The following is an 18,552-nucleotide window of genomic DNA, read 5'->3' as shown; positions in this document are numbered from 1 at the left end:
TTGTAGTTGTTATTGATTATATTATTGACACCGGCGGATTCAGCATCGGCCTACCACGCGCCGACGAACGGGTAGCGCTCCCCTTCTGACGGAGGTATTTCGGGATATCTCCCGACACGAGCCGTTTACTGGCTGTTTTTGCCATTCTCGTTTCGCATCGAACCGTGCGACGAAGAACGATAGCTTCTCGGTGGAGAGGAACGCGAGGAACGAACGAACTCATGCGAATCGTCATCGTCGGCGCGGGTGAAGTCGGCTCGTCCATCGCGGCCAGCCTCTCCGATACGCACGAAGTCGTGGTCGTGGACCGGGACGGTGAACGAGTGGAATCGCTCACGTACTCGCTCGACGTGCTTCCGATACAGGGGGACGGAACCTCGCTCGACACGTTGCGTGACGCGGGCATCGAACGCGCCGACATGGTTATCGCCAGCACCGACGACGACGAGACGAACCTCGTCGTGTGCGGGACGGCGAAGACCGTGGACGACCCGTTTACCATCGCGCGAGTGAAGAAGGTCGATTACCTTCAGACGTGGGAAAACGCGGACCCCGGCGCGTTCGGCGTGGATTTCCTGGTGTGTACGAACCTGCTCACGGCGACGGACATCGTTCGCGTCATCGGCCTCCCCGCGGCGCGCGACGTGGACCCCTTCGCGGGTGGGAAGGTCCAGATGGCGGAGTTCGAAGTGCGAGGGGACAGTCCGCTGGCGGAACAGACGATTCGGCAGGCCGACCGCTTCGATTCGCTCACGTTCGCCGCCGTCATCCGCGACAGGGACGTCGATATCCCGCGCGGAGAAACGGTCATTCAGGCCGACGATAAAGTCGTCGTCATCGGCAGTCCCGAGAGCGTCCAGCAGTTCGCCAAGGAAGTCGCTCCCGACGAGACGCCGAGCACGGAGAAGGACGTCGTGGTAATCGGCGGCAGCGAAATCGGCTTCCACACCGCTCGACTGCTCGAAAATCGTAACCTCAAGCCCAGACTCATCGAACAGAACTCCACCCGCGCCCGCTCGCTGGCCGAAGCGCTGCCGGGAACCGTCGTCATGGCGAGCGACGCCACGGACACGGACTTCCTGATGCGCGAGCACGTCGATGAGGCCGATGTCGTCGTCGCGGCGCTGGAAAACGACGAGAAGAACCTCCTCGTCTCCCTGCTGGTTCGCCAACTCGGTGCCGAACGAGCCATCGCCATCGTCGAGAACACGGAGTACGTCTCGCTGTTCGAGACGGTCGGCATCGACGTGGTGATCAATCCGCGCGAGGTCACGGCCGAAGAGATAACGCGGTTCACCCGCGAGGAGCGCGCCGAGAACATCGCGCTCATCGAGAACGACCGCGCGGAAGTGCTCGAAATCGAAATCGACGCCAACAGCGTGCTCGTCGATAGACCGATCAGCGAGGGCGTCGCTAATCTTCCCGACGGCGTGGTTATCGGTGCGATAACCCGCAACGGCGAATTCATCGTTCCGCGCGGCGATACGATCGTGAAACAGGGAGACCACATCGTGGTGTTCGCCCATCGAAACGTGGTTTCGGAAGTGAGTGGCGCACTATGACCCTCCGCGTCGATTGGCGGGCGAGCGTGAGCCTCGTCGGAACGGTCGTCAAGTGGCTCTCCGTCCCGCTGGTGTTCCCGCTGCTCGTCGGACTCTACTACGGGGAGGGTATCAGCACGTTCGTCACGACGATGGTCGTCGCCGTCGTCGTCGGGTGGTCGCTCGAACGCGTCGAACCCGACCCCGAGATGGGTGCGCGCGAGGGGTTCCTGATGGTCGCGCTGACGTGGTTCGCGGTGTCCATCGTCGGCGGCCTCCCCTACGTCATCGCCGGAAACGACATCTCGTTGCTGAGCGCCTATCCCTACCTCGCCGTCCAGTCGGGGCCGTCCACGCTCGCGCACCCCGTCAACGCGCTGTTCGAGAGCATGAGCGGGTTCACGACGACCGGCGCGACCGTGATGGGCGACATCTCCTTCGAGACGCACTCGCGCGCGCTGTTGATGTGGCGGCAGTTGACCCAGTGGCTCGGTGGGATGGGAATCGTCGTCCTCGCGGTGGCGATTCTGCCGGAACTGTCGGTCGGTGGTGCGCAGTTGATGGACGCGGAAGCGCCCGGCCCCGGCATCCAGAAGCTCACCCCGCGAATCGCGGAGACGGCGCGGGCGCTCTGGAAGGCGTACCTCGGCATCACCGCGCTCGAAATCCTCCTGCTGTTCGGCCTCCACGTTCTGGGGAACGTGCTCGGGACGCCGCTCGCGCCGCAGATGACGTTCTACAACGCCGTCGCGCACGGCTTCACGACGATGGCGACCGGCGGGTTCTCCCCCGAGGCGCGGAGCGTCGAGGCGTTCTCGGCGGTCGTTCAGTGGGTCATCGTTCCGTTCATGATAGCGGCGGGGACGAACTTCGCGTTGTTCTGGCACGTCCTGAACGGGAATCCGCGACGACTGTTCGAGGACGTCGAGTTCCGCTTTTACATCGGCATCTTGGCCGTCCTCTCCGCGATTTTGTCCGTCCTGCTGTACACCCATCAGGGGTTGGTGTTCGTCCCGAACGGCCCGGCTGTCGCCGGGAACATCGAATCGTCGATTCGTCACGCCACCTTCCAACTCGTCTCCATCGTCACGACGACGGGGTACGCCAGCATGGACTTCAACACGTGGAATAGCTCCGCCCAATACCTCATGCTGGGCGCGATGCTCATCGGTGGCTGTGCGGGTTCGACCGGCGGTGCCATCAAAATCGTGCGCTGGCTCGTCATCCTGAAATCCTTCCGCCGGGAACTGTTCACGAACGTCCACCCCGAAGCGGTTCGTCCGGTTCGACTCGGCGGCCGCGCACTCGACGAGCGCGCGGTTCGCGGTATCTACGCGTTCACGCTGCTCTACGTGGTCATCTTCCTCGTCGCCACGCTCCTCCTCTTCCTCGACATCGAGCGGACCGGCCCGAACATCAACACGCTCGAAGCCATGAGCGCCATCGCTTCGACGCTCGGGAACGTGGGGCCGGGATTCCAACTCGTCGGCCCGATGAACAACTATCTCCCCTTCTCGAACAGCGCGAAACTCCTCATGGTCGTCCTGATGTGGGTCGGACGACTCGAAATCTTCCCGGTGTTCGTCCTACTGACGAGCGCGTACTGGCGGTCGTAGGGATTCCGAGAAACCAACGTCGAATTCGGGAGGATTACCCGATGAGTCGCTCTCGCATCGACCGCTTTCGCTGCTTTTCCGCGAGCAGGACGGAACAGTCCACGTCGTCAACGATGTCGAGCGCGAGCGACCCCCGGACGAGACGGGAAAGGAGGCCTTCCTCGGTCGCGCCGATGACGAGCAGCGAGCAGTCGCCCGCCGCACGTTCGATGGCCGCTTCGACGTCCTCGTCGTCCACCACGACGAGATTCGCGTCCTCGATGCCGTGTTCCGTGGCCCAGTCGGCGAGGAACTCCTCGCCCGCGTCACGCGATTCGTCGGTGACGTGGAGGAGCGAGAGTTCGGAGTCGTACTCCGCCTGCAGCATCTGCGCGATGGCCGCGCTGAGCTCGGAGTCCGGCCCGCCAGCGGTGGGAACGAGCACGCGACCGGGGTCGAATCCCCTATCTCGGAGAACCACCACGTCGCACGGAAGCCCGTTCGTCAGTTCGTCGATGGCGCTCTCGGCCCGGCCGGGGGAGCCGTGGCTGTCCTCGCCCCACCCCATGACCACGAGGTCCGCGGCGTGGGTTCGGGCCGCGTCGAAAATCTCCTCGAACGAGCGGTGCGAGAGGATGGTGTGCGTTTCGACGGGGACGCCGAACGTCTCGGCATCCGCGCGCGCTCGTTCGAGGAGTTCGGCCGATTCGGCGTCGAGTTCCTCGACGTGCGCCGCGCCGCTCGCCAGCGGCGTCTGGTCAGGCACCTGCACGATGTGCGTCGCGACGACCGTTCCGCCGCGTTGGCTCGCCACGGCGCTGGCGAGCGAGATGAGGTCCGTCTCGTGTTCGGGGTTGGCCAACGGCACCATCACGCGGTAGTCGCCGCCGTCCGGTTTCACGGTGGTGGCCGCGGAGACCGCGGGATCGGGCATATCGTCCGGTCGGCTGAGGACGTATTTGCTCAGTACCCCTTGTTTCTCCGTTCGCGGCCGCGCGTAGATGAAGAACCAGCCGATGCCAACGACGACGAACAGGATGGCCAGCCCGATTTCGATGCGGTCCATGAACGCGATGAGGGCGAACGAGAACAGCGCGCCGAGAATCGGCGTTATCGGGTAGAGGGGCACTCGGAACGCGGGATCGTACTCCGCGACGTCGGCCTCCCGCATCACGATAAGCGCGAGATTGAGCAGTCCGTAGACGATGAGGTGAAGCACGCTCCCCGCCTTCGCGAGAATCTTGATGTCCCCGATGAGGATGAGGACGAGGATGATGACGCCGGTAACCGCGATGGAGCGATAGGGTGTGGCGAACTTGTCGTGGATGTCGTTGAGCCACGCGGTAATCAGCTTGTCACGCCCCATCGCGAAATTGATGCGCGAGGACGCTAAAATCGATGCGTTCGCGCTGGAAGCGGTCGCCAACAGGCCGCCGAAAATGATAAGCCCGGCACCGACTCCGGCCAGTCCGAGACTATTCCCGAACGCGACTTCGGCAACTTCGACCACCGGGTCGGCACCGGGGGCCGCGAGTTCCGTCCAGTTTATGACGCTCGCCATTACAATCATCAGAATCGCGTACATCGTCGTGACGATGACGACCGATCCGACGACGGCGAGGGGAAGGTTTCGACCCGGATTCTTGATTTCTTCCGCAACGGTCGTGATCTTCGCGAAGCCGAGAAAGGAAACGAACACCAGCGCGGTCCCGGGAAGCACCGCACCGTACCCGGCTTTCGTCGGTGCGAACGGTTTGAGCGTAGAGAGATCGGCCTGCAGAAATCCGAGTATCGAGAATACTGTCAGGATGGCGACCAGCGTGATGACGATGACGTTCTGCAGTCGCCCGGTTTCCTTCGCGCCGACGTAGTTGATGGCGATGAACAACATCCCTGCGAAAAACGCGGCGACTTGCGTTCCGGAGATCCTGATTACGTCGAGGTCGATGGCCGGGACCGCGACAAGTGCGGTGACGAAATCCCCGAATCCGATCATGTAGAAGGCGGAGGCGAAAGCCAAACCCATCCAGTTACCCATGCCCGCAATCGAACCGAACAGGGGACCGAGAGCGTGATTGACGTAGTAGTAACTGCCACCCGCCTTCGGCATTGCCGTTCCGAGTTCGCTCGCTGAGAGCGCGGTGAACAGCGAGATGACGCCGCCAACGACGAACGAGAGGGCAATGGCGGGACCCGCTATTTCGTAGGCTTGACGCGGTAGGACGAAAATTCCTGCGCCGATCATCGTCCCGACGCCGATGGTGAGCGCGGCGAGCGGTCCGAGGTCCTTTGCGAGTTCCTCGTCCGCCATCAGTTCGCCTCCGTGTCGGGGAGGACGACTATCGGCCTGTCCGACTTCGTGACGAGCGAGTGAGCCACGTCCCCCGTGAGCAGTTGTATCCATCGGCTGCCGTGCCGCGGCGAGAACACGATTGCCGTCGCGTCCACGTCCTCGGCCACGTCGAAGATGGCGTCAGCGATGTCCGTGCCGTAGGTGAGTTTCGTCTCGACCGGAACCCCGGCGGCGTCACAGCGGTCCGTGACGACGGAAAATATCTCGTCCGCACGTTCTTCGCGCTGTTCGACCGACGCCTTGTCGGGAATTCCGCCGCCCTTCTCGACGACGTGCACTGCGACCACGCGGCCGTCGGCGTCGGCAACGCGGTCGAGCGCCGCGTCGCACGTCGTCTCCGCGTCCTCTTCGGTCACGACCGGGAGGACGATGCGTTCGAACAGCCCCGTCATGTGACGTACCACCCGGTGTCGATTACCTGTCGGGTGTACCGTCGCGTCGGGTCGGTCCAGTGTTCGATATCGGACGTATCTCGAATGGCGTGTCGATGTGTCATGCGTCCCCGTAATCTCCGAGCAAGGTGATAACGACTACGAAACCAGCCACGGACTCACACCTCCACCGCCCAGACCGTCACCGACTCGGAGCAGCCGTACACGTCGCGGAACGCCCGCTCTACGAACTGTGCGATGCGGTTCGCGTCGGCTTTCGCGCTGATGCGCACGTTCGTCCCCTCCGCGTTTTCCGGACTCTCCAACTGCTCGATTTTGAACGCCGGGAACTCCCGGACCAACTCCGTGAGCGCGTCCAGTTCCTCGTCCGTGCAGTCCACGTTGAGCGTCCGGTCGCCGAACTGTATCCACGGCGGGAGTTCGGTTTCCTCGTCGTCGTCCGTCTCGTCGCTCGTCCCGTCCTCCACCGCGGCCGTCGGTTCCGCTTCGGAATCGAGGTCGGGTTCGGGTTCCGGTTCGAGGTCGGCCACCAGCGTGCAGAAGGCGCTCCCGCGCTCGCGGTGTGCGGTGATGGCGTCCACGACGAGTTTCCGCCGCTCAGTCGGCGTCGAAGCACTGAATCTGGTCATATCGGACGTTCGTCTTCGGACGACAAAAACCGGGTGCTCCGCTCGGTTTCCGTAAGCCTTTATGCGAGGACGGCGCAGGTGAGTGCATGAACCCGAACATCCTGATTTTGGGTGCTCCCGGTGCTGGGAAAGGGACACAGAGCGCACGAATCGCCGAGGAATTCGACGTGGAACACGTCACGACCGGCGACGCGCTCCGCGCGAACAAGCACATGGAGACGGAACACGGTACCCCCGCGAGCTTCATGGACGCGGGCGAACTCGTTCCCGACCCAGTGGTGAACGAAATCGTGAACGCCGCCCTGTCCGAGGCCGACGGCTACGTCCTCGACGGCTACCCGCGGAACCTCTCGCAGGCGGAGTACCTGGACGACATCACCGACCTCGACGTCGTTCTGTACCTCGACGTGGACGAGGACGAACTCGTCGGCCGTCTCACCGGCCGCCGTCTCGACCCCGAGACGGGCGACATCTACCACATCGAGTACAATCCCGCCGAGGACGAAGCGGTAAAAGAGCGACTCGTCCAGCGCGACGACGACACCGAGGAGACGGTGCGCGAGCGCCTCCGCGTCTACCGCGAGAACACGGAACCCGTCATCGAGCACTACGAGGAGACGGGCGAACTCGTCCGCATCGACGGCGAGCAGACGCCCGACGAGGTGTGGGACGACATCAAGGAAACGGTCGAAAAAGAGGCCTGAACGCGGCTACTCGAACGACAGTTCTTTTTCCCGCGATTCGCTCGGTTCCGCTTCGAGGAGCGTGTCGAGTCGCCGTTCGAACTCCGCCTCGTCGATGTCGCCGTTGGCGTACCGCGCCCGGAGCATCTCCACGGCGTCGAGCTCCGATTCGTCCTCGTCGTCCTCGACGGCCGTTTCGTCGCCGTCGCGCAGGTACCACACGAGGAATCCGAGAACGGCGACGATTCCGAGGAGGTAGGGTGCTTGCGTAGCGACGACCGTGACGATTCCCGTCAGAAAGATGGCGAACCCTCCCAATACGACCGCACGCCAAAAATCGTGCTCCGGGAGGATTTCACTCAGTTCGCTCATACCCCCGTATTACGTGACAGCTGTAAAAAATTTATCTTCAGTCATGCCGCCGCGCCGGTCGTTTTTCGCGTGTTCGTCGTCGGGACGCTTCGCGTCCGTCCGTGCCGATGGCGAAGGTTGATTAACGCCGAATTCCAAACGTGCTACAATGGCACGGACAGCGCAGAAGGTAGAATCGCTCATCGCCGAGGACCCGGCGATGGCCGACGCCCTCTCGGTCATCTACGAACGGACCGACGAAGGGTCGGATGAAGTCCAATGGCAGGACGTGAGCGACGACCTCACCAGCGGTCAGTGGGGTCGGCTGATAGAGAAGGGTATCCTCGTGGACGGTATCCACGGGTTCGAACTCGCGGACCCCGATGAAGTCGCGGACGCCCTCGACGACTCCGGGTCGGCGACGACCAGCACGACCTCCTCGTCCAGCGACGTGGACGATATCGAGACTACCACGTGGTCGAAGTGGGACAAACTCGCGGCGGTGGCGAGCATCGGTCTGTTCTTGGGCTACTCCCAGAACGGCATCCGCGCCGCCGTCGGGCAGGTCGTCGACGTGGTGCTCGGCCCCATCGACGCCGCGCTCCCGTTCTACGTCGTCATCATGATCGTCGCCATGCTGACCGGACTGTACACCACGCTCCTGCAGGACAACCTGATGGACATGGAGAAGATGAGCATGTATCAGGAGCGCATGAAGGACATCCAGAAGCGCCAGAAGGAGGCGAAGGAGAAGGGCGACGAGCAGGCGATGGAGCGCATCCGACAGGAGCAGATGGAAGCCATGGGCGACCAGACGGGCATGTTCAAAGAGCAGTTCCGCCCGATGGTCTGGACGATGTTCATCACCATCCCTGCCTTCCTCTGGATGTACTGGCGCATCGGCGACCAGACGCCGGCCGTCGTTCCCAATGAATTGATCCTTCCGATGGTCGGGCAGACGGGATGGTCCGAGGGCGTTATCGGGCCGATGATGGCGTGGATCGTCTGGTACTTCCTGTGCTCGATGGCGTTCACGCAACTCATCCGGAAGGCGTTGAACATCCAGACGACGCCGACGTAAGTTCAAAACCTCTTTCTTGGTGCCCGTTCGAGGGTACATATGTTATTGACCGTCTCAGGCCCACCGGGGAGTGGGAAGAGCACGACTGCGCAAGGACTCGCGGACGCGTTCGGACTGGAACACGTGAGCGGCGGCGACATCTTCCGAGAACTCGCCGCCGAGCGCGACCTGACGCCGCTCGAATTCAACAAGCTTGCCGAAGAGGACGAGGAGATAGACCTCGATTTGGACCGACGCCTCCGCGAAATCGCCACCGAGGAGGACGACATCGTGCTCGAATCCCGACTCGCCGGGTGGCTCGCCGGTGAACACGCCGACTTTAGAATCTGGCTCGACGCGCCGCTCGACGTGCGCGCGGCCCGCATCGCGGACCGAGAGGACAAAACCGAAAAGCAGGCCGCGACCGAGACCCGCGCCCGCGCGGGCAGTGAGGCCCAACGCTACGAGGAGTACTACGGCATCGACATCACCGACCTCACCATCTACGATTTGAGCATCAACACCGCGCGTTGGAATCCCGACGACGTTCTCGCCATGCTGACGACGGCCGTCGAGAACTACGAACCGGACTCCGACGAGGGCAAGTACCCGATTACCGGCGTCACCTACGACTTCTGATGACGCTTCGCGGCCCACCATCCGAGCGTTCGCCCGCGGAACTCCTCGAATTCGGGGTCATCAACCTCGACAAACCGCCCGGCCCGTCAGCCCATCAGGTCGCGGCGTGGGTTCGGGACCTCTGCGAGGTCGAACAGGCGGCCCACGCGGGCACCCTCGACCCCAAGGTCACCGGGTGTCTGCCGACGCTGACCGGCTCGGCCACCCGCCTCTCGCAGGTCTTCCTCGAAGGTTCGAAGGAGTACGTGTCGGTCCTCGAACTGCACGAGACGGCTCCGGCCGACATCGAGGCCATCGTCTCCGAGTTCGAGGCACCGCTGTATCAGAAGCCGCCGCGGAAGAGCGCCGTCTCGCGGAAGCTTCGCGTGCGCGAGATTTACGAGTTGGACGTGCTGGAAGTACAGGACAGAAAGGCGCTCCTCGGGATTCGGTGCGAGAGCGGAACCTACATCCGAAAGCTCTGTCACGACATCGGCCTCGCGCTCGGAACCGGGGCGCACATGGGCCACCTCCGCCGGACGGCGACCGACCCGTTCGACGACACCGACCTCGTGACCCTCCACGACCTCTCGGACGCGCTGGCGCGCTGGCGGGAGGAGGACGAGGACGATTGGCTTCGGGAAATCGTCCGACCCGCGGAGGACGCTTTGACCCACCTCCCGAGCGTGACCATCGCCCCGAGCGCCGCCGAGCAGGTCGCACACGGCGCGCAGGTGTACGCGCCGGGCGTCATCGAGGCGGAGGAGGCCGAACGGGAGCAACTCGTCGCCTGTCACACGCCGAACGGCGCGGCTGTCTGTCTCGGCCGAATGGTCGGCGACGCGGACGCCGAGACGGGGACCGTGGTCGAACTGGAGCGCGTGTTGGTCTGAGCGTCGAAGTCCATCACGTCGAACGCGTGGTCCAGCCGGATTTCGTGCGAAGATCGTCTCGTTGAGCCATCCGTCTTTCCAACACATTTTGAGTGGAAAAATGGTCTGGTGGTGTGAATTAGAAACCGCGCCGGTCGTCTAATAGTAAACAAAAGGTTTACTTCCGATGGCGTTCAATAATCACTTGTTCCAATCATCCACGGGTGAGGCAATTCACTCATCCGTACTGCTAACTGCATAGAATCATCTCTATCCCACTCCACAGGTGCCGACAATCGTCATTCTTTTACAGACAGTATGTATATAAGGAGATGATGGCGTTATGCCATCACCCGTAGGATGATTGGAACAATCCTCGCGGGTCTGGTTAGTTCAAAGACGGCAATGTGGGCGGTGACGACCGTTCTTCGCATTATCGCCATTGCCGTAGCCCTAATCAGGCTTAAGCGGGAGTAGTGCCGTAAGGTCGCTCCCTATGGTAAACCGGGGGTGATGACGTGTCACCCCCCGGGGAAGATAGGAAGCTGCGTGCGCGATTCAGTTTCGCGCGAATCATCCTACGGGATTTCAATACTCCTGAGCAACCGGTGTACTTTCGAACGGGGAAGTCCGCCATTCCGGAGTACGGATGTTTTAACGATTATCACTCTCGTTCATCTATCCGTTGCGAGATAGACGGTGACTCCTTTTTATTCGAGGAACGCACGGATTTACCGTTATTCCGCCATCGCTTCCTCCCCTGCCGGTTCACGCTGCTTTTTGTCGCGTGCGAGTCACCTCCCGGTATGCAAGTCGGCACCGCGGAATCTGCGCCCGGCGAACTCGTCACCGGATGGTTGGACGTCACCGACCTTCCGACAGGAACGCCCGAACGTCTCCCAGTCCTCATCGCGGAGGGGGAGGAGGACGGCCCGACGCTTTGGATTACGGCGTCGATTCACGGCAACGAGGTGACCGCCCTCGCCACCGCGCAGGACGTTATGCATGGGGAGTTGGCGTCGAAGATTCGCGGGACGGTCGTCTGTCTCCCAAATTTGAATCCCGCCGGACTCCGCCGGACGACTCGCACCTCCTACTACCACGGTGACGACCCGAATCGCTATTTCCCCGACCCGGACGCGGACGGGTCGCGTCCCCCGCGCGTGCAGGAACTCATCGACGAACGGGTGTTCGACGCTTTCGCCGACTCGGCGGATGCGCTCGTGGACCTCCACACCGCGCAGGTCGGGTCGATTCCGTTCGTGATTCGGGACAGGGTGCTTTACGGAACTCAGCGAGACGAGGACGAAGCCCGCGACCTCGCCGACGAACTCGAACGCCTCGTGGACGCCTACGACTTCCCGATCATCAACGAGTACGTCGCGGAGGAGTACGTCGAGCAGAACCTCCAGCGCTCGACGGCGGGCGCGGCGCTGAACAACGCCGGAATTCCCGCGTTCACGGTCGAACTCGGCGGCTTCGAGGTCGTCGAGGAGGACACCCGCGAGAAGGGCGTCGTCGGCCTGTTGAACGTCATGCGCGAACTCGATATGCTACCCGGCGACGCGGAACCGACGGGACTCGCCGCGCCCGTCGACTTCCCGGTCAAGCGCGCGGTCCATCCGCACACCGAGACGGCCGGAATCGTTCGCCACCGCGTCGAGGCGGGGGACGCCTTCGAAGAGGGGGACGTCATCGCGGACATCGTGACGCCGCACGGCGAGCCGAAGGCGACGGTCGAAACGGACCACGACGGCTACGTCGTCGGGCGCTATCACGGCGTCGCAGCCTACGAGAACGACCCGCTCACGAGTCTGGCGGTGCGGGACGACGGCGACGTGGTAGTCCCACGCTCGCAGGAGTGAAACGAAGGGCTTAACATAGGCACTCTCCTTTTGCAGAATGTAGCGGGACCGTGGGGTAGTGGTATCCTCTGCGGATGGGGTCCGTAGGACTCGAGTTCGACTCTCGGCGGTCCCATACTTCTGTTGGGAGCAGGAAAGGCGAGCGAAGCGAGTCTTTTCCGTGGTCCCATACTTCTGTTGGGAGCAGGAAAGATGAGCAACGCGAATCTTTCCGTAGTCCCATTCTTTGATTGGACTACGAACGGCGAGCGGAGCGAGTCGTTCGGTGGTCGCTCATCCGTCAACGATGCTCGTACGCTGACGGATTACTTCGGAGTTCGATGTACCGTGTTGTTCCGTGAGTGTCGAGTATGTCTGGGTATTACCACCATTGGACATATTTGTTTCCATAGTTTATAATATTAAGAGAAGATTGAAATAACGGTGGTACAACCAGTTAGATATGTCGAAAAAAGAACCAACCGGAGCGGCCGGTAAGGATGGCAGACGCGACGCCCTCCATCGAAATCTCTACGACGATTTGTCGTTCGACGAACTCGAATCGTCGCCGACGTTCACTCCCGAGATGGCGAAGGAGTTCTTCCCGGTCCACCGCGAGGAGCCGATCGACACGATGGGCGGGCCGGTCGTCATCGAATGCGCCTACCCCGGATGGCAGGCCGGTGGCGAGCACTACCCCGCCGTCCCGGACACGCTCGAAGAACAGAGTCTGGGACTCATCGAGGGTATCGAGGCGGGTGCCGCCGCGGTGCACGTCCACCCGCGAAACGAGGAGCGGCGGCCCCAGTGGGAGAGTCCGGAACTGCTCGCCGAGGTGCTGGACCCCGTGTTCGAGGCGTGCGGTGAGGTGATTACGACGAGTCAGACGTGGATGACCGGCCCGCACGCCGATTACGTGACGGCGACGGAGAAACTGCTCCGCATGGGCGACGGGAACAAGTACTGCCAGGGTTCGGTCGTCCTTCCGATGGGGTTGTTCGGCGCTGGTACCTATCACTCTCCGTCGGCCATCACGGAGGGCGTTCGGTTCTTCCAAGAAAACGGGGTCAAACCGGTGTTCCAGTTGTACGACACGCACGTCCTCTACGACTTGAAACATCGACTGTTCGAGAAGGGCGAGGTGGAGGAGGATTCGCACATGTTGAACCTCTATCTGGGCGCACACCACTCCCAGACGACGAACAACGACCCGTGGTCGTATCTCAACGTCATCTCCTCCATCTACAACGCCCGCGAGACCATCGACGACGCCATCGTCGGCGTCAACCCCGGCGGGCGAAACTGGCTTCCGACGCTCGTCCTCGGACTGCTCGCGGGTGCGAACGTTGTCCGCGTCGGTATCGAGGACACCTACTGGCGATACCCGCACCGGAACGAGGTGATTCAGGACAACACCGAAATCATCGAACTCGCCGTGCAGTTCGCCGAGTTGCTCGGCCGAGAGGTCATCACGGACCCCGACCAGGCCCGCGACTTTCTCGGCATGGAGTACACCTCGCCACGCTGATGTCGGGTGTCGGCTACTGCCACGAAACCACGTACGTCACCAGCTGCATCCCGTCTCTCGACCCCCGAAATACCGCCTCGACGTCGGCGTCCTCGTCACCCCACGTCTCGACGACGCCGGTGATGAGACCCCTGTTCAACTCCGGTGGATACGGATTCACGCACACCATTCGTCCCTCGGTTTCGCCCGTCTTCTCGAACTCGTAGTAGCCGACCTCCCCGCCGCGGTGGTTCATCTGGTACACGTCGTCCACGCTCGAGAGGGCACTCTCCACCGAATCGACCGCCGACGGCCACTCCACGACGTCGGGTATTTTCGTCCCTATCTTCGTCACCGTCCTCGGTCCGACCGTCTCGGCCAGTTCGTCGAACGCGTCGAGATACGACTCCATCGGATACCACTCGCCGGGTTGTGGTTTCGGGATTCCGTTCTCTTCGAGGATGGAAAGCGCCCGCCGCTCGTACGCATCGGAGAAGGACCCGACTCCCCTGACGATGGAAGAAACCGCTCGCCCTTCTACTTCGATGCTACTGATGTCCGTTCCGCGTCGTTCCGAAATATGCACACGAGGATAGTTTTCATCTGTAGAATATTTGTTTTATTATAAGAAAATATACAATAGAATTCGGTTGGTAATTGGCGTGCGCTCGATTACCACGAAACGTCGAACGTTCGTTTGCTCGCCGTTTCGTCCCGCTCGACTTCGACGAATGCGCCGCTGTCGTTGAACTTCTTGACGATACCTTCGACGATTCCTTGATCCATCGGGGACGGGTACGGAGTTTCACAGATCATTCGTCCCTCCGTTTCGCCGGTCTTCTCGAACTCGTAGTAGCCGACGTCTCCACCGCGGTGATACATCTGATACACGTCGTCGAGCCCGGTCAATCCGGCCTCTACGGAGTCGATTTGTGGTGGCCACTCTACGGTTTCGGGGATCTCCTTCCCGATGGTCTTGACGGTTCGCGGGCCGATACCGTCGACGAGTTCGTCGAGCGAATCTATCGCTGCCGGGAGCGAGTACCATTCACCCACCTGTGGTTCAGGAACGCCGTTTTTGTCCAACACGTCGAGAACGCGCTTCCGGTACGCTTCCGATAGCCGAGAGACAGCCTGTACGACGGATGTGAGAGAGTCTCCTTTTACTTGCGTGTTTGCCGCTGCCATTTGAGGCATGAAAATTATTTCAGAAACGTATATTAAATAACTTACTATTATCAGATTAAATAACTAGAGATAGTAAATATTTTGTAACCTCTGGATTGGCAAGCAAGCGGAGAGAACTCCTTACTCATGCAATATATGATTCCTATTCTTGTTCTTTGATATCGTATATGTGTGAACCCCTAGGTTTATTATTTACAATATTCAAATTCTTAATATGATCACCGATGACGAATCGCTCGAATCCTCGTCGGACGATGAAACGTACGAAATCGAGGATGTGGCGTTCATCGGGCGAACGTTCGAGGAGTACGTTCGAATGTTCGATCTCGACCTCCACCGACTCGACGGGGGGCGGATACTCGACTGTCCCTCCGGCGCGTGTGCGTTCGTCGCGGAGGCGACCCAACGGGGACTCTCTGCGGTCGGCGCGGACGTCATGTATCGGGGTGACTACGGCAAGCTCGATACGCGCGGCGAGCTCGACATCGAGATGGCACTCGAGGGGTTCGACGACGCGGAGGAGTTGTTCGAGTGGGACTACTACGGCGACGTTGACGGCCTTCGAGACCACTGGACCGAGGCCTACGAGACGTTCCTGAAGGACTACCCCGCCGGACTCGCCTCCGGTCGGTACGTTCCCGCCAAACTTCCCGACCTCCCGTTCGAGGACGACGCGTTCACGCACACGCTCTCGGCGCATTTGCTCTTCCTGTACGCCGACCGACTGAGCCACGAATTCCACGTCGAGTCGCTCCGCGAACTCGCTCGCGTCACCGCCGATGAAGTTCGCGTCTACCCTCTCGCGGACTTCGAGGGAACGCCGTACCCGCGGCTGGACGACCTCCTCGATTCCCTTCGGTCGGACGGGTACGGCGTCGAGATTCGCTCCGTTCCGTTCGAGTTCCAACGCGGTGCGACGGAAATCCTCGCCATCGACTGCGACTGATTTTCTTCCAAAACAGGAAATCCAAATATACTTCCCACGGCAGGGAGGACAGTTGGCCATGAGCCGGACCGTTGCTGTCGCACATTATCCGGAAGGCGCGGGGCACGCGACCCGGATGCTTGCGGTGGCACAAGCATTGGAAGGGCCGGAGACGGATGTCGTCCTCGCAGGCGGTGGTCCGGGGTCCCAGTTCATCGAGCACAACGGCTACGAGGTCTACCGTCCGGCGACGGTCGATTACATCGGTGACTATCAGGGCGGGTCGATTCTCGACGTGGTGACTCGAAGCGTTCCGAACAGCGGTCGGCGGGTGTTCGACTTCGTTCGATGGCTCCGCCGCGAAGACCCTGCCGCCCTCGTGACGGACGACATGTTCGCCGCGATGGCGGCCCACTGCACCGATACGCCGCTGTACGTTCTCACCCACAACGCCGCATCCTACTACGACGCCGCCATCGAAGAGGTGTTCACGTGGATTCTCAACCGCTACCAGATTTCGGTGTCGCACGCGTTCTTCTATCCCGCCGTGTGGCCGCCGGACCGCGGCGACCCGCCGGGCGTCGTCCACATCCCTCCTATCGCCCTCGAACCCAACGGCGAGGAGCCTCCCGACGACATCGACGTGCTCCTCGTTCCGAGCACCTACACGACCAACTTCGCGGAACTCGCCCGCGCCCTCGAAGACGACGGCAACGACGTGACCCTCGTCGGTCACGACGGCTGGGAGTCGGTGCCGTCGCTCCTTCCGTGGATTCAGGCCGCGAACGTCGTCGTCTGCTCGGGCTACTCCACCGTGATGGAGGCCGCCGTCGCCGGGACGCCCTGTATCATCTACCCGTTCACCGACGAGCAACACGGCGTCTCGCGGGTCATCGAACGCCGCGGCCTTCGCGGGTTCCAAATCGAACACTCGATTCCGCACGTCACCCGCGCGGTGCGCCATCCCCCCGAATCACCCGAGTACGAAAACGGCGCGGACCGCGCGGCGGAGTACGTTTTGGACCACATGGAGTAGCGCTTCTTTCACGCGCACCGGGAGATAGCGCGGTAATTTGCCACTGCCGAAATCGCCATCCTGCTCTCGACTGACCGCTAGGTATGGCACAGGTGACGGTCGGGGGGCGACTCCATTTCGGCTTTCAGAACCTCTCACTCGCCCACGAGCGATTGTACGGCGGGTTGGGGGTCGCTCTCTCCTCGCCGACCGTCTCCGTCGAGGCGACACCGGCAGACGAGGTGCGCTGTGACGACCCGTGTGCACGCGAGTACGCGAGCAGGGCTACGGACTTGCTCTCCGTCCCCGGCGCGGACGTTCGAGTTCACCGGACGCTGCCGAGACACGTCGGACTCGGGAGCGGGACGCAACTCGCGCTGGCCGTCTTCGCCGCCGTCGCCCACGCCTACGGCGACGACCCGGCGGTCCGCGAGCACGCGCCCGCCCTCGACAGGGCGGGGAGGAGCGGCATCGGCGTCTCGACGTTCGAGCGCGGTGGTTTCGTCGTTGACGCCGGACATCCCACGGAACGCTTTACCACGGCTCGTCCCGCACGCGGCGACTGGTCGGTCCCCCCCGTCGTCGCGCGACACGACGTTCCCGACGACTGGCGGTTCGTGCTCGTCCTCCCGGACGCCGAACCCGGTCGGAGCGGCGACGACGAGGACGCGAGCATGCGCTCGGTCGTCGAACGCGCGGACCCGACAATCGCCGAGGACGTCTCCTCGATACTCCTCCGTCGGTTGCTTCCGGCGATTGCGGACGGGGACCCGGACCGGTTCGGCAGTGCGGTCGCGGAGATCGGTCGCCGAAACGGCGCGTGGTACGCCGACGAACAGGGAGGCGTCTATCGGCCACCCGTCGGCGAACTCGTCACCGCCATGGAATCCTCCCCGTCGGTGTTCGGTGCCGGGCAGTCGTCGTGGGGACCCGCGGTGTACGGCGTGACCACGCGGACGTTGGCCGACGGAGCCGTCGAGGCGGCTCGAAACGCGCTCGATTCCGCGGGCGTCGCCGGAGACGTGTTGCTCACTTCGCCCCGAAACGCCGGAGCGAGCGTAAACGGTAAGCGTCAGGAATGAGAGGGGAACGCATGGACCGCATCCCGTTCGGCGTCTCGCAGTTCGACTCGCTCATCGGCGGGGGGTCCCCGCCGGGGAGCGTCGTCTTGTTGGCTGGCGACGCCGGGGCAGGCGCACGCGAGTTCGCGTACACGAGCGCGACCATCAACGCCCTCGGTCACGTCGATTCGGACCTGTTCGAACTTCACTACGGGCCGATAGACTCGCACTCGGATCTCCCCGACGAAGTTCACTACGTCTCGTTTACCGCCAACGAACCCGAAATATTCGACGAACTCACGCACACCATCGACGAGACGCTCGTCGGTCCGGCGGCGGACGCCATCTCGTTCGAGGATCTCTCGGCCGAGTACTTCCAACTGAGTCCGATTCCGAACGACTGGTACGTCGAGAAGCGTCGCACCATCACCGACCTCGGGAGCAGTCACGACCGCCGCGGCGTCCTCGAAGCGCTCGGCGAATACCTCTCCGAGAACGCGCCCCGAAACCTCGTCGTCGTCGATTCGCTGACCGACCTCTCGTCGCTTCCGGACGAGCAGGTGGATTGGAACCAGATGGTCATGCTCCTCAAGGGCATGAAGAAGGCGGCCAAGGCGTGGGGCGGCCTGATACTCGTCCTCGTCGCACAGGAGAGTCTGACGGAGCGCCAGATGGGTGCCCTGATGAGCGCGACAGACGGCACCATCACCTTCGAGTGGGAGAGCGGCGGCAACGAGCGCGCTCGGACCATGTTCGTCCGCGAGTACCGCGGCGTCCTCTCGCGCATCGAGGAAGAGAGCATCATTCGCTTCGAGACGGAGATACAGAGCGACGGGTTGGACATCAGCAACGTTCGCAAGATTCGATAGCGTCCATACGCTCGCCTCAACCGTCGTTTCAAAATTCGTTTCTCTTTGC

The 18,552-nt window shown here is 62.2% G+C and carries 18 protein-coding genes and 1 tRNA gene; 13 read left to right on the top strand and 6 right to left on the bottom strand.

Going from position 1 to position 18,552, the window contains the following annotated elements:
- Positions 1-221 precede the first annotated feature (221 nt).
- Positions 222-1,562, top strand: coding sequence for a Trk system potassium transporter TrkA (gene trkA / locus OPC11_RS03715; protein ID WP_069452850.1), 1,341 nt, complete (start codon positions 222-224; stop codon positions 1,560-1,562).
- On the top strand, positions 1,559-3,157 hold the full coding sequence (locus OPC11_RS03710; protein WP_007983451.1) for a TrkH family potassium uptake protein: 1,599 nt from the start codon (positions 1,559-1,561) through the stop codon (positions 3,155-3,157). Before trkA ends, OPC11_RS03710 begins: the two co-directional genes overlap by 4 nt.
- A gap of 34 nt (positions 3,158-3,191) precedes the next feature.
- Here OPC11_RS03710 and OPC11_RS03705 read toward each other — a convergent pair whose 3' ends face one another.
- The 3 genes from OPC11_RS03705 to OPC11_RS03695 all read right to left on the bottom strand — a co-directional run bounded on the left by OPC11_RS03705 (position 3,192) and on the right by OPC11_RS03695 (position 6,510).
- The gene (locus OPC11_RS03705) at positions 3,192-5,447 is read right to left on the bottom strand and encodes an amino acid permease (protein WP_264781055.1); all 2,256 of its coding nucleotides are present in this window, start codon (positions 5,445-5,447) and stop codon (positions 3,192-3,194) included.
- Positions 5,447-5,881, bottom strand: a complete 435-nt coding sequence (locus OPC11_RS03700) for a universal stress protein (RefSeq protein ID WP_007983448.1) — start codon at positions 5,879-5,881, stop codon at positions 5,447-5,449. Before OPC11_RS03700 ends, OPC11_RS03705 begins: the two co-directional genes overlap by 1 nt.
- 158 nt (positions 5,882-6,039) lie before the next feature.
- Entirely contained in the window at positions 6,040-6,510 is a 471-nt protein-coding gene (locus tag OPC11_RS03695) for a hypothetical protein (RefSeq protein WP_264781054.1), read from the bottom strand.
- Positions 6,511-6,596: 86 nt separating this feature from the next.
- Here OPC11_RS03695 and OPC11_RS03690 point away from each other — a divergent pair, with 86 nt between their 5' ends.
- Positions 6,597-7,214 carry an adenylate kinase gene (locus OPC11_RS03690; protein WP_264781053.1) on the top strand — a complete coding sequence of 206 codons (618 nt, stop codon included), beginning with the start codon at positions 6,597-6,599 and terminating at the stop codon, positions 7,212-7,214.
- Between the two features lie 6 nt (positions 7,215-7,220).
- On the opposite strand, the gene OPC11_RS03685 is transcribed toward OPC11_RS03690, so the two are convergent.
- The gene (locus OPC11_RS03685; RefSeq protein WP_264781052.1) at positions 7,221-7,565 is read right to left on the bottom strand and encodes an SHOCT domain-containing protein; all 345 of its coding nucleotides are present in this window, start codon (positions 7,563-7,565) and stop codon (positions 7,221-7,223) included.
- Positions 7,566-7,713: 148 nt separating this feature from the next.
- On the opposite strand from OPC11_RS03685, the gene OPC11_RS03680 reads away from it, so the two are divergent.
- The 6 genes from OPC11_RS03680 (at position 7,714) to OPC11_RS03655 (ending at position 13,466) form a co-directional block, all read left to right on the top strand.
- On the top strand, positions 7,714-8,625 hold the full coding sequence (locus OPC11_RS03680) for a DUF106 domain-containing protein (protein ID WP_264781051.1): 912 nt from the start codon (positions 7,714-7,716) through the stop codon (positions 8,623-8,625).
- Positions 8,626-8,664: 39 nt separating this feature from the next.
- Positions 8,665-9,243 (top strand): (d)CMP kinase, encoded by a 579-nt coding sequence (cmk, locus tag OPC11_RS03675; RefSeq protein WP_069451334.1) that lies wholly within the window; start codon positions 8,665-8,667, stop codon positions 9,241-9,243.
- Positions 9,243-10,115, top strand: a complete 873-nt coding sequence (locus tag OPC11_RS03670) for an RNA-guided pseudouridylation complex pseudouridine synthase subunit Cbf5 (protein WP_264781050.1) — start codon at positions 9,243-9,245, stop codon at positions 10,113-10,115. The genes cmk and OPC11_RS03670 overlap by 1 nt, the downstream gene beginning before the upstream one ends.
- Before the next feature lie 785 nt (positions 10,116-10,900).
- Positions 10,901-11,959, top strand: a complete 1,059-nt coding sequence (locus tag OPC11_RS03665; RefSeq protein WP_264781049.1) for a succinylglutamate desuccinylase/aspartoacylase family protein — start codon at positions 10,901-10,903, stop codon at positions 11,957-11,959.
- A gap of 44 nt (positions 11,960-12,003) precedes the next feature.
- A tRNA-Pro gene (locus tag OPC11_RS03660) sits at positions 12,004-12,074 on the top strand.
- 327 nt (positions 12,075-12,401) lie between these two features.
- Positions 12,402-13,466, top strand: coding sequence for a 3-keto-5-aminohexanoate cleavage protein (locus OPC11_RS03655; RefSeq protein ID WP_264781048.1), 1,065 nt, complete (start codon positions 12,402-12,404; stop codon positions 13,464-13,466).
- A 13-nt stretch (positions 13,467-13,479) separates the two neighbouring features.
- On the opposite strand, the gene OPC11_RS03650 is transcribed toward OPC11_RS03655, so the two are convergent.
- Complete coding sequence (locus OPC11_RS03650; RefSeq protein WP_264781047.1) at positions 13,480-14,031, bottom strand: DUF2378 family protein; 552 nt, start codon at positions 14,029-14,031, stop codon at positions 13,480-13,482.
- An 86-nt stretch (positions 14,032-14,117) separates the two neighbouring features.
- A complete protein-coding gene (locus tag OPC11_RS03645) occupies positions 14,118-14,642 on the bottom strand; it encodes a hypothetical protein (protein WP_073096576.1) in 525 nt (174 codons plus the stop codon).
- A gap of 205 nt (positions 14,643-14,847) precedes the next feature.
- On the opposite strand from OPC11_RS03645, the gene OPC11_RS03640 reads away from it, so the two are divergent.
- From OPC11_RS03640 to OPC11_RS03625, 4 genes are all read left to right on the top strand, one after another.
- Complete coding sequence (locus OPC11_RS03640; protein WP_264781046.1) at positions 14,848-15,579, top strand: hypothetical protein; 732 nt, start codon at positions 14,848-14,850, stop codon at positions 15,577-15,579.
- Positions 15,580-15,637: 58 nt separating this feature from the next.
- Complete coding sequence (locus OPC11_RS03635) at positions 15,638-16,594, top strand: hypothetical protein (RefSeq protein ID WP_026177769.1); 957 nt, start codon at positions 15,638-15,640, stop codon at positions 16,592-16,594.
- 83 nt (positions 16,595-16,677) lie between these two features.
- Positions 16,678-17,655, top strand: a complete 978-nt coding sequence (locus OPC11_RS03630) for a beta-ribofuranosylaminobenzene 5'-phosphate synthase family protein (protein WP_264781045.1) — start codon at positions 16,678-16,680, stop codon at positions 17,653-17,655.
- Between the two features lie 11 nt (positions 17,656-17,666).
- Positions 17,667-18,503, top strand: coding sequence for a hypothetical protein (locus OPC11_RS03625; protein WP_007978027.1), 837 nt, complete (start codon positions 17,667-17,669; stop codon positions 18,501-18,503).
- The last annotated feature ends 49 nt before the right edge of the window (positions 18,504-18,552 follow it).

Origin of the sequence: Haladaptatus sp. T7, assembly GCF_026008575.1 — an archaeon.
GTDB classification, from domain to species: domain Archaea; phylum Halobacteriota; class Halobacteria; order Halobacteriales; family Haladaptataceae; genus Haladaptatus; species Haladaptatus paucihalophilus.
The sequence above is the reverse complement of the archived record's forward strand: the minus strand, read 5'-3'. Positions and strand labels throughout refer to the sequence as shown.